The sequence below is a fragment of the Desulfosarcina sp. genome (genome assembly GCF_046496365.1).
Lineage (GTDB): Bacteria > Desulfobacterota > Desulfobacteria > Desulfobacterales > Desulfosarcinaceae > Desulfosarcina.
In genome coordinates this window covers 1-12,185 of sequence record NZ_JAWOHB010000173.1, presented here as the reverse complement: position 1 = coordinate 12,185, position 12,185 = coordinate 1, and the positions used below count along the sequence as shown (strand labels likewise).

Sequence of the window (12,185 nt, the reverse complement as noted above, 5' to 3'; positions counted from 1 at the left end):
CCCGGGTCAGCAGTTAAATTACGATATTAACCAGTTTATTCTTTACGGTAATCAGCTTTCGGACCGGCTTTCCATCGATGAAGCGCACGATTCGATCATCGCTCAGGGCATTTTGCTTCAACGTCTCAGCATCGGCATCCACGGCCACGGTAAATCGGCTGCGCACCTTGCCGTTGACCTGAACCACCACTTCCACCTCGTCTTTGACCGTAGCCGCATCGTCGAAGCTGGGCCATGGGCTGAGCAGGACGCTTTTTTCGTGGCCCAGGGCTTCCCATAATTCTTCGCAGAAATGGGGAACGACGGGTGACAGCAGCAGGACGGCCGTTTCGAGAGCAAACCGCATGGTCCCATTCCCCGCAACGCCAGGGCCGGATTCGTCAATGGCCTGCATGGCGTTGACCAGTTCCATGACCGCACTGATGACTGTGTTGAAATGAAACCGCTCATCGATGTCCTGGGTGACGCGCTTGATGGTTGCATGGGTTTTGCGGTAAAGTTCCCGCAAGGGGGTGTCCATCGCCTGAACATCCTCCGAACCGCGATGGCCATCGGCCAGCAGCGGCAGCCAGCGTTCGGCCAGCCGCCAGACACGCTGCAGAAACCGGAAACTCCCCTCGACCCCCTGCTCGCTCCACTCCAGGTCCCGTTCGGGCGGTGCAGCAAACAGGCAGAAGAGCCGGGTGGTGTCTGCCCCGTACGCGTCGAGCAGGACGTTGGGGTCGATGACGTTTTTTTTGGACTTGGACATCTTTTCAACCCGCCCGATCGTCACCGGCTGGCCGCACTGCATGCAGGTTCGCTTGACATCGCCGTCTTCCGCTACCTGTTCGGGGAAGAGAAACCCGTGTTCCGGACAGGCGGTGGTTTCCTTGCAGACCATGCCCTGGGTAAGCAGCCGGGTAAAGGGCTCCTTGAATTTGACCAACCCCAACGACGCAAGCACCCGGGTGAAATAGCGGGAATAGAGCAGGTGCAAAATGGCGTGTTCAACCCCGCCAATGTATTGATCCACCGGCATCCAGTAGTCGACCGCCCGGGTATCGAACATGGCCGTGTCGCACCGCGGACTGCAGTATCGTTCGAAATACCAGGATGACTCCACGAAGGTATCCATGGTATCGGTCTCCCGCCGGGCATCGTCCCGCCCGCACCGGGGGCAGCGGGTTTTGGAAAATTGATCCAGCACCGGAAGCGGCGAACGGCCGCCTTCCAGCAGGTCAGCGTCCTCGGGCAGCACGATGGGCAAATCCGCCTCGGGCACGGGAACGATGCCGCAGCCGTCACAGTGGATCATGGGAATGGGAGCCCCCCAGTAGCGCTGTCTGGAAATTCCCCAGTCCCGCAGCCGGAAACTCACCGTCTTTTTACCGATACCGTTTTTTTCCATGAAAGCGGCGATTTTCTCCATGGCCTCCCGGTTGTGCATTCCATTGAACGCACCGGAGTTGATCATGGCGCCCTCGCCGATATAGGCGGCTTCCATTGTGTTGCCGTCCAGGGTTTGGTCGGCAGGGCTTACCACAATGACTACGGGCAGTCCGTATTTCCTGGCGAAATCGAAATCCCGTTGGTCATGGGCGGGAACGGACATGACGGCACCCGTACCGTATTCCATGAGGGCGAAGTTGGCCGTGTAGATGGGCATGGTCCGACCGTTCATGGGGTTGATGCAATAGGCGCCGGTAAACACGCCTTCTTTTTCATAGTTCTCGATGGCCTTGCTGGAGCGGTCCTGCAGGGAGATGCGCACGATAAATTCCGCTACGGCGGCCTCCTGGCCAGTGCCTGCCGACAGTTCTGGAACCAACGGATGCTCCGGCGCCAGGCACATGAAAGTGGCCCCGAAGACCGTGTCCTGACGTGTAGTAAACACACTGATCACCGCAGCGCTGCCTTGGACCGGGAATCGGATCTCCGCACCGACGCTCTTGCCGATCCAGTTGCGCTGCATGGTGGTCACCTTGTCCGGCCAGCCCGGAAGCATGTCACAATGCACAAGCAGATCTTCGGCAAAGTCGGTGATCTTGAAAAACCACTGCCACAACTTCTTCTGGCGTACCGCCTTGCCGCATCGCCAACACAGGCCGGCTTCGACTTGCTCGTTGGCCAGCACCGTCTGACAGGGTTCGCACCAGTTCACGTAGGATTCTTTGCGGTAGGCCATGCCCCGCTCGACCATTTTGAGAAACAGCCACTGCTCCCAGCGATAGTACTCGGGACGGCAGGTTGCCAATTCCCGTTCCCAATCATAGGAAAATCCCAGCCGTTTGAGCTGCGCCCGCATGGCGTCGATATTGTCGTAAGTCCATTTGGCCGGATGGGTGTTGTTGGCGATGGCTGCGTTTTCCGCCGGCATGCCGAATGCGTCCCAGCCCATGGGGTGAAGCACATTGAATCCACGCATCCGTTTGTAGCGGGCGACCACGTCCCCGATGGTGTAATTTCTCACATGGCCCATATGAATTTTTCCGGATGGATAGGGAAACATTTCCAGCAGGTAGTATTTTTCCTGACCGGGCATCTCGACGACATTGAACACCTTTTCGTCCTGCCAGCGGTTCTGCCACTTGGTTTCGATTGTCTGGGGGTGATACCGTGAATCCATGAATCTTCCTATCTTCTTGCGAATATTGTTGATTTTGTTGATCCTGCGTGCATCCTCATGCCATAAAGCCCGTTAAAGATCAAGAGCCGTTCTGGGTTATGCTCAGACCTTAAATGCCCTTTGTATTTGGGTTTTCAGGGATATTGACTCCCCCCACCCGCGCCAAGCCGCAAGGGGATTCACCGCATGGCTCCAATGATTCGACCGGATATGGACCGGCCGGATACCCGATCCGCCGGCCTCCTTTTTTGGAGCGTCCCCAGAAATCCGTTGACTTGATTGTAACAATTCATTATTTATGCAAATTTAATATCAACAACCAGAAACCGAAGGAAAAGAACAGTCATCTAATGACCAGTAAAATTCTCATCAATGCCGTGGATCCCGAAGAGGTTCGACTTGCCATTGTCAAGGACAGCCGATTGGAAGAGTTTCACATTGAAAGCGCTGCCCGTGAAATACTGCACAGCAGCATCTACAAAGGGTTGATCACCCGCGTCGAACCAAGCCTTCAGGCCGTGTTTGTGGATTTTGGTGCCGAACGTCATGGTTTTCTTCAGAAACAGGAGATCCATAGCGACTATTTTCAGGGTCCGCCCACCAACGGCGGCTCCATCCAGAATTTAGTGAAGCGGGGCCAGGAGTTGATGGTGCAAGTGACCAAAGACCCCATCATGAAAAAAGGGGCCATGCTCACCACCTTCATATCGCTGCCCGGCCGCTACGCCGTCCTGATGCCGGGCAGCGACAGCCGTGGTATCTCGCGCAAAATCGAAGACGAGGACGAACGCAACCGGCTCAAGGAAATCGTCGAAAAACTGGACCTGCCCGAAGGATTCGGCATCATTATCCGCACCGCCGGCCAGGCATGCACCAAGACCATGCTGGCCAAGGATGTCCAGTATCTGCTGCGCTTGTGGAAAAGCATTACCGCCCGGGCCGTCAAGGCCCAGACCCCCTCGGCCCTTTACAAGGATCGCAACCTGGCCGTCCGTTCCATCCGCGACCACTTCACACCGGACATCAAGGAAATTCTCATCGACAATGAGGCGATCTTCCAGGAGGTGAAGAGCTTCGTCCACATCATCGCGCCGAAACAGACCAGCATGGTCAAGTTTCATAAATCGGACAAGCCCCTTTTTACCCGTTTCCAGCTGGAAGACCAGATTGCCACCATTTTCGAGAACCGGGTGGCCCTCAAGTCAGGCGGGTCCGTGGTCCTGGAGCGCACCGAAGCGCTGGTGGCCATCGATGTCAACTCCGGTAAAGGCACCCAGAAAAAAAATATCGAGGAGACCGCATTGATGACCAATCTGGAGGCAGCGGCAGAAATCGCCCGCCAACTCCGGATCCGGGACCTGGGGGGGCTCATCGTGATAGATTTCATCGATATGCGCGAGCAAAAGCACCGCAATCAGGTGGAGAAGGCCCTTCGTGCCAGTATGAAACAGGACCGGGCCCGGGTAAAAATCGGCAAGATTTCCAAATTCGGCCTGCTGGAACTCTCCCGCCAGCGCCTGAGGCCCTCCATTGACTTTGGCAGCCTGGAGACGTGTTCGCACTGTGGCGGCAAAGGCCAGGTGTCGTCCGCCGAGTCTTTAGGTCTGGGCTTCATAAGGAAACTGAAGCTGGAAACCCTGAAAGAGGATGTCCGCCAGGTGACCGCACAGTTGCCCGAAGCGGTGGCCACCTATCTGCTCAACCGAAAACGCAGGGAGTTGAGCGATCTGGAGTGCAAGCGGGTGATGGGGATCACGATCATCTCCAGGGATGACATGATTCCCGGTCAGATGGAGGTTGTCTACGACAAAAAAACCAAAGCCGTGGAAAATCCACCCGCATAAGTCATTCCCGCCCTTTGCCTGCCGGGGTGGATATCCGTTCACAAGAACCATTTGACGGGACGGTCGATTTGCAGTATATCAGCGCCACTTTAAGCGGATTAAAATAGCTCACAGGAGGTTTTGACACTGATGGAAATCGCTTACGCAATGGGACAGGGTGGGGCTGGCGCCCCTGGTGGTTCGGGAGGATTCGCGTCGTTCATTCCGCTGATTCTCATGTTTGTCATCTTCTATTTTCTGCTGATCCGTCCCCAACAGAAAAAAACCAAAGAACACCGACAGATGATCGACAACCTGAAAACCGGGGATCGGATTATTACCAGTGGCGGCCTTCACGGGCGGATCACCGGAGTAACGGAAAACGCACTGACAGTGGAAATCGCTGAAAAAGTAAGGGTGAAAGTTAACCGCAGCAGTGTATCCGCACTGATGCAGACCACCCCGCCACCGGCTACCCCAAAAAAAGAAAAGAAGGATAAGGCCGATAACGGCAAAGTTTAAATTCGAATCGTTTTTTCTTAAGAAGCCCCATTGCCACCGACACATCAGCCCACCTGGACCAACGTTTCACATGCGTCCGGTCAAGGGACGAGACGGCGGCTGGGGCTTTGGCGTGCAGATCATGAAAGGAACGAAGCGTTGAAGAATCTTTCGTGGAGACTCATCGTAATTGCAGCGGTAATCGTGGCCGCCGTGATTTATGTGATTCCGACATTTCAACCAGGCATCTGGCCCCATAAAAAAATAAACCTGGGCCTCGATCTTCAAGGCGGCATGCATCTCATGCTCGAGGTGGATGCGGACAGGGCGGTTGAAAACACCATCGACAGGGTGGGCCAGGAGATGCGCGACCAGCTCAAGAAAGAGCGCATCCGGACGCTTGGCATCGAGCGCGTGAGCGCCGTCAAGCTTGCCGTGAAAATAGCCGATGAAGAGGACATCAAACGTTTCGATGAACTGCTGGACAAAGAATTTCGCGATTTGCGGACAGTTGCGCGTACCGTCAAGGACGGTGTAATGGAAATGGTTCTGGACATTCCTGACAATGAAGCCGACCATATCCGTAAACTTGCGGTGGATCAGGCATTGGAAACCATCCGCAACCGGATTGACCAGTTCGGTGTCAGTGAACCGGACATCCGCATCCAGGGAGACCGGCGGATCCTGATTCAGCTGCCGGGCATCAAGGATGCCCAGCGCGCCAAGGATCTGATCGGCAAGACCGCGCTGCTTGAATTCAAACTGCTGGACGAAGAAAATGATGTCCAGGCCGCCTTGGGCGGCAACCTTCCCGCCGGCAGCGAGATCCTGTATGAAACCAATGAAGATCCGGCCACCCGCCGCGTCCAGAAGATTCCCTTTCTGGTCAAAAAGCGCACAGCGCTTACCGGGGCGTATCTTACCGACGCCCGGGTGCAGATCGACAGCCAGTACAATGAACCCTACGTATCCATCACTTTCGATAAAAAGGGGGCCCGACTCTTCGAGCAAATCACCGCGGACAACGTGAAAAGACGCCTGGCCATCGTGCTGGACGACAACATCTACTCGGCACCGGTCATCCAGGAAAGGATCGCCGGTGGCGAAGCACGCATAACCGGCAGCTTCACCACCGAAGAGGCCCGGGATCTGGCAATCGTTCTGCGGGCCGGCGCGCTTCCGGCCCCCGTCCAAATATTGGAGGAGCGCACCGTCGGACCATCTCTGGGATCCGACTCCATCCGCAAGGGGCTGCTTTCCATGTGTGTCGGCGGCCTGTTGGTGGTCCTGTTCATGGCGGTCTACTACAAAGGTTCGGGCCTTGTGGCCGATTTTGCCCTGATCCTCAACATCCTGCTCATCGCCGGTGGTCTGGCCGGATTCGGGGCCACACTGACCCTGCCGGGCATTGCCGGCATCATCTTGACCATCGGCATGGCCGTGGATGCCAACGTGCTGATATTCGAGCGTATTCGAGAAGAGATGGGCCTGGGTAAAACACCCCGAGCCGCCGTGGACGCTGGGTATGAACGGGCCACCCTCACCATTATGGACGCCAATGTCACCACCCTGATCGCCGCACTGGTTCTGTTTCAGTTCGGCACGGGCCCGGTCAAAGGCTTTGCCGTTACCTTGAGCCTCGGGGTGGTGGCCAGTCTGTTCACCGCGCTGGTGCTCACGCGCGCCGTATTCGACTATTTTCTGATCTCGCGCAAGGTTCGTGCCATCAGCATATGAACCGGATGTCCCGGTCCGAGCAGACAATTGCACCCCGGCCAGCAACGCAAAACCAAATTCAAGGACTTGATTCATGCAGTTTATCAAACCGGATATCAATATCAATTTCATTGGAAAACGCAAAATTGCCTTTACCCTTTCACTGGCGATGATTCTGATCAGTATCGGTTCGTTGCTGATGAACAAGGGGCCGCGTTACGGCATCGACTTTGCCGGCGGCACCCTGGTCCAGGTCAAGTTTGACGCCCCGGTCACCATCGACAACATCAAAGCCGGCCTGGCAGCAATGGACATGGCCGCGTCGGCGGTTCAGCAATTTGGGCAGGTCCACGACAACGAATTCCTGATCCGCACCGATGCCACCCCATCGGCCACGGAAGGGCTTTCGGAAAAGGTTGAGCGGCACCTCAACGAGGCAACCCATGTGCCGGTGGAGGTCCGACGGGTGGAAATGGTCGGCCCTCAGGTCGGGCAGGACCTGCGGGAAAAGGCTCTTTTCGCCATGTTCTACTCGCTGCTGTTCATAACCGTCTACATCTCGGGAAGATTCGAACTGAAATGGGCTAAAAGCGGCATCGTGGCCGGAGCCATCATGGGGGCGGTCTATCTGCTTTCCCTGTTCCATGTTTCCGTGCCTTTTCTGATGCTGGCGGCCCTGGTGGTATCTCTGGTCATCTTCTGGTTTTTCGAATTGAAGTATGCCATGGGTGCCATTGTCGCCTTGATCCATGACGTGACCATCACGGTGGGCATCTTCTCCATATTCGGCAAGGAGTTCACGCTTCCCATCGTGGCGGCCCTGCTGACCATCATCGGCTATTCCCTCAACGACACCATCATCGTCTTCGACCGTATCCGCGAAAACCTGCGCAAGCACCACAAAGAACCCATGAGCACGATTTTAAACAAGAGCATCAATGAAACCCTGAGCCGCACCATTCTTACCTCAGGGACGACGCTGATCGTGGTGGCCTCCCTGTTTGTCCTCGGCGGCGGCATCATCCATGATTTCTCGTTTGCCCTCTTGATCGGAATCATGGTCGGCACCTATTCTTCAATCTATGTGGCCAGCCCGATCCTGTTGGCCTGGCAGGCCCGGAGAAAATAGATGTCCGCAATACGACCCTGGTTCGCCCTCAAAAGCGTACCGGGGATCGGCAATCTGTTGTTCCGACGACTTGTGGAGCGGTTCGGATCGCCGCAAGAGGTGCTCCGGGCAGAAGAAATGGCGCTGCTCACGGTTCAAGGGGTCACCTCCCGGTTGGTGGACGCCATACGGCGCCAACGGATAACGGATGCGGTTGACCGTGAGTTGGAGGTGATCAGTCAGAAAGGATATGCCATCGTAACTCAGACAGACCCGCGCTACCCCTCGCTTCTGCTTCAGATCCCGGATCCGCCGCCATTTTTATATGTTTATGGAACGCTGCCGTCAAATGGGCTCAACATCGCCGTTGTGGGGTCGCGCATGGCCACCGATTACGGCATATCAACCACGCGACAACTCTGCATGGATCTGGTCAGACAGCAGGTTAATATCGTCAGCGGCATGGCCAGGGGTGTGGATACCGCCGCCCATACAAGCGCCATTGCCGCCGGCGGGCGAACGGTTTCTGTTTTGGGGACCGGCCTGAATCAAATCTATCCCCGGGAAAATGCCCGGTTGTTCCACAAAATAGCGGAAAACGGAGCGGTGGTTACCGAGTTTGCTCTGGACACCGGCCCCGACGCGCACCATTTTCCGGCTCGCAATCGGATCATCAGCGGTATGTGCCACGGTACCGTTGTGGTGGAAGCCTCTCGGCGCAGCGGCTCACTGATCACCGCACGGTTGGCTGCCGAGCAGAACCGTGAAGTGTTCGCCGTCCCCGGAAACGTTCACTCCTTTAAGAGTATCGGCACCCACGCCCTGATCAAAGAAGGCGCGAAACTGGTGGCGCATGCCGGGGATATTCTGGATGAATTCCTAAATGGTAAGCCATATGATCCGGGCGCTGCGCATGCCGCACAACCGACATCTCCGCCATTGACGGACGAAGAGGCCATGGTTATCGATAGTCTTGAAGCCGACCCCGTTCACATCGATGACCTGGCCAGAAAACTGGCCTTAACCTCGGGTCGGCTGTCCGGGCTGCTTCTCCAGTTAGAGCTCAAAGGGCTGGTGATCCAATCCCCGGGCAAGCGGTTTTGCCTGATCTTTGGAAAAAACCGGCAATAAGTGAACCACACAACGTCATTCAAGAGGTATCCAGTGAGTAAACCCCTCGTGGTCGTGGAATCACCCACCAAGGTCAGAACCATAAAAAAATATCTCGGCAACGACTACAATGTCGCCGCCACTGTGGGCCACATTAAGGATCTGCCCAGCAAGGATCTGGGCATCGATATCGAAAACGATTTTACCCCTGATTATCGGACCATTCCCGGAAAATCAAAAGTACTCAGCCAGTTGAAGTCGGCTGCCGGCGATGCGACGGAGGTCTATCTGGCCCCTGACCCGGACCGGGAGGGTGAGGCAATCGCCTGGCATACAGCCGACGTGCTCAAGAAAAAGGGCCGCCATTTTCACCGTGTGCTGTTTCACGAGCTGACCAAAAAAGCGATCATCGAAGCCATGGGCAAGGCCCAGGATCTGGACCGGGATAAATATGAAGCCCAACAGGCCCGCCGCATCCTGGACCGTCTGGTGGGTTATCAGATATCTCCCCTGCTGTGGCGCAAGGTGAAAGGCGGCCTCAGTGCCGGTCGGGTGCAGTCCGTGGCCGTACGCATCATCTGCGACCGGGAGCGGGCCATCCAGGCATTCACACCGGTGGAGTACTGGTCCATCACCGCTAATCTCCAAGGGGTCGCGCCCCCGGCTTTTTCAGCCAAGCTGGTTCGTAAAAACGGCCAAAAAATCGACATTCCGGATGAAGCCGCCGCCGGGGTAATCCTGAAAGACCTGGAAACGGCCCAATACGTGGTCGACAAGATCGTCAAGCGAACCTCCCGGCGCAACCCCCTGCCCCCATTTATCACCAGCAAGCTCCAGCAGGAGTCAATCCGCAAACTTCGTTTCTCGGCCAAAAAAACCATGATGGTGGCCCAGCAGCTCTATGAAGGCATTGATCTGGGACCCGGCGAGCCCGTTGGCCTGATCACCTATATGCGGACCGACTCTACCCGAATCGCCGATGAAGCCGCACAGGAAGCCCTGACCTTGATCCGTGAACGCTTCGGCAGTGACTATTCCATCGGCAAACCCCGGTTTTTTAAAAATAAAAATAAAGCTCAGGATGCCCACGAGGCCATTCGCCCGACCTCGGTGTATCACACGCCGGACAAGGTGAAACCCTTCCTGTCCAAGGACCAGTTGTCCCTGTACACCATGATTTGGCAGCGGTTTGTGGCCTCGCAGATGGCCCAGGCCCTCATCGACCAGAAGACCCTCTCCATCGCGGCGGGGGACTATACTTTCACCGCCAGCGGCGCCTCGGTAAAGTTTCCCGGCTTCCTGGCCGTGTATCAAAGTGCCGATGACGAAGCGGAAAGCAGCAAGGGAAGTCAACCGCTTCCGGAACTGCCGGAAAAGTCTTTGCTGGAGTTGCTGCGCATCGACCCCAGGCAGCATTTCACCCAGCCTCCGCCGCGCTTTTCGGAGGCCTCCCTGGTCAAGGAACTTGAGGAAAACGGCATCGGCCGGCCCAGCACCTATGCAGCCATCCTCACGACCATTCGGGACAAGGGCTATGTGGAACTGCTCAAAGGATATTTCAAACCAACCGAATTGGGTTTTATCGTCAATGATCTGCTCATCGCCAGTTTTCCGGAAATTCTGGACGTGGAATTCACCGCACGGCTGGAAAATGACCTGGACCGCGTGGAACAATCGGAGGTAGAGGCGCTGACCATCCTCAACCAATTTTACGGCCCCTTCAGCCGAAAATTGGCCGCGGCCGCGGAAAGCATGCTCAGTGTCAAAGGCGTGGGCATGCCGACGGAACTGACCTGCCCGTTATGCAAAAAAAACGCCCTGCGCATCAAGATGGGAAAAAACGGTCATTTCCTGGCCTGTTCAGGATATCCGGAATGCACCTATTCCAGTGATTACGAAAGGGATGAGAAAGGCATCGTCGCCCCGGTGGCGCCGGTGCAAAGCGAAGCGACCGACAAAGTCTGCGACCTGTGCGCCAAACCAATGGTGGTCAAACGGGGCCGCTACGGCGATTTTCTGGCCTGCACCGGTTACCCGGAGTGTAAAAACACCCAGTCACTAAACGGTGGGACCCCGGCCAAGTCTACCGGCGTGGCCTGCCCCGAAGAGGGCTGCGGCGGGGAGATCGTTGAAAAATCTTCCAAACGGGGCAAGCTCTTTTACGGATGCAACCGCTACCCCGCATGCAGTTTCGCCAGCTGGGACCGGCCGGTAGCCGTCGTTTGCCCGGTCTGCGGCAATCCCTACCTGGTTGAAAAAACAACCAAGCGGGACGGAACCCGTCATGTATGCCCCAACCGCGACTGCCAGCACCGCCAGGCGCCTGTCGAAGAAAAATGAGATCATCTCCGTGCTGATCGCCCCAAGGCGGAAACGACCAGCCAAACTCAAAAAAGCAGCTAAGGCAATGAACCCAATCAACCGTTCCCACATTGACACCATCCGTTTTGAAATGAACCTGGATTCGGCACAGGTCAGATCCGTGGCGCAACTGCTCGAAGACGGGGCAACCGTGCCCTTTATCGCCCGCTACCGCAAAGAAGCCACGGGCAGCCTGGACGAGGTGGCGGTGTCGACCATCAGGGACCGGCTGAACCAACTCCAGGAACTGGACTCCCGGCGGGAGGCCATTCTTAACTCTCTGACGCAGCACGGCCACCTCACCGATGAGCTCAAAACCGAGGTGCTGGCCGCTGAAACGATGGCCGCGTTAGAAGACATCTATCTGCCCTTTCGTCCCAAACGACGCACGAAAGCCACCCTGGCCCGTGAAAAAGGACTGGCGCCCCTGGCCCTTGCCATTCTGGCCCAGGACGGCACCGATCCGGTCGCACTGGCCGCCAATTACGTGGATCCGGAAAAAGCGGTGGCTTCCGTCGAGGAGGCCCTTGCCGGGGCACGCGACATTATTGCCGAAACCATTAACGAAGACCAGCGCGCCCGGTCACGCGTTCGCGACCTGTTCTTTGACAAGGCGCTCATCCGCAGCCAGTTGGTGGTCGGCAAAGCGGACCAGGCCGCCAAATACAAGGACTATTTTCAGTGGGAGGAAGCCGTTGCAACGGCACCATCCCATCGCATCCTGGCCATGCGCCGTGCAGAGAAAGAAGACCTGCTCACTCTTTCCATCGTCCCGCAGCCGGAACTAGCCATCGCAATTTTAGAGGCGCTTTTCGTAACCGGCAACGGGCCGGATGCCGAGCAGGTGCGGGCAGCGGCCCATGATGCCTATAAACGGCTGCTGTCGCGCTCAATGGAAACCGAGGTTCGCGTGGCGATCAAAGAACGCGCCGATGCAGAGGCGATCCGCGTTTTTGCC

General features: G+C 56.6%; 8 protein-coding genes. 7 read left to right on the top strand and 1 reads right to left on the bottom strand.

All coding sequences use genetic code 11. The features are described from left to right. Nucleotides 1-13: 13 nt before the first annotated feature. Complete coding sequence (gene leuS, locus R6V78_RS17485; protein ID WP_410290667.1) at nt 14-2,608, bottom strand: leucine--tRNA ligase; 2,595 nt, start codon at nt 2,606-2,608, stop codon at nt 14-16. A 350-nt stretch (nt 2,609-2,958) separates the two neighbouring features. On the opposite strand from leuS, the gene R6V78_RS17480 reads away from it, so the two are divergent. The 7 genes from R6V78_RS17480 to R6V78_RS17450 all read left to right on the top strand — a co-directional run. Further along, on the top strand, nt 2,959-4,452 hold the full coding sequence (locus R6V78_RS17480; RefSeq protein WP_410290666.1) for a ribonuclease E/G: 1,494 nt from the start codon (nt 2,959-2,961) through the stop codon (nt 4,450-4,452). A gap of 129 nt (nt 4,453-4,581) precedes the next feature. Beyond that, nucleotides 4,582-4,953 carry a preprotein translocase subunit YajC gene (gene yajC, locus R6V78_RS17475; RefSeq protein ID WP_410290665.1) on the top strand — a complete coding sequence of 124 codons (372 nt, stop codon included), beginning with the start codon at nt 4,582-4,584 and terminating at the stop codon, nt 4,951-4,953. A gap of 138 nt (nt 4,954-5,091) precedes the next feature. Then, a complete protein-coding gene (secD, locus tag R6V78_RS17470) occupies nt 5,092-6,669 on the top strand; it encodes a protein translocase subunit SecD (RefSeq protein WP_410290664.1) in 1,578 nt (525 codons plus the stop codon). Between the two features lie 73 nt (nt 6,670-6,742). Beyond that, a complete protein-coding gene (gene secF / locus R6V78_RS17465) occupies nt 6,743-7,777 on the top strand; it encodes a protein translocase subunit SecF (protein WP_410290663.1) in 1,035 nt (344 codons plus the stop codon). Further along, a complete protein-coding gene (gene dprA, locus R6V78_RS17460) occupies nt 7,778-8,887 on the top strand; it encodes a DNA-processing protein DprA (protein WP_410290662.1) in 1,110 nt (369 codons plus the stop codon). A gap of 33 nt (nt 8,888-8,920) precedes the next feature. Further along, nucleotides 8,921-11,206, top strand: coding sequence for a type I DNA topoisomerase (gene topA, locus R6V78_RS17455; RefSeq protein ID WP_410290661.1), 2,286 nt, complete (start codon nt 8,921-8,923; stop codon nt 11,204-11,206). A gap of 67 nt (nt 11,207-11,273) precedes the next feature. Continuing rightward, nucleotides 11,274-12,185 (top strand): Tex-like N-terminal domain-containing protein (locus tag R6V78_RS17450; RefSeq protein WP_410290659.1); only part of this gene is annotated, 912 nt, incomplete at its 3' end.

Bases quoted from the DNA above. Each gene is read 5' to 3' on its own strand.
- leuS (WP_410290667.1), bottom strand. From the start codon at position 2,608: ATGGATTCACGGTATCACCCCCAGACAATCGAAACCAAGTGGCAGAAC.
- R6V78_RS17480 (WP_410290666.1), top strand. From the start codon at position 2,959: ATGACCAGTAAAATTCTCATCAATGCCGTGGATCCCGAAGAGGTTCGA.
- yajC (WP_410290665.1), top strand. From the start codon at position 4,582: ATGGAAATCGCTTACGCAATGGGACAGGGTGGGGCTGGCGCCCCTGGT.
- secF (WP_410290663.1), top strand. From the start codon at position 6,743: ATGCAGTTTATCAAACCGGATATCAATATCAATTTCATTGGAAAACGC.
- dprA (WP_410290662.1), top strand. From the start codon at position 7,778: ATGTCCGCAATACGACCCTGGTTCGCCCTCAAAAGCGTACCGGGGATC.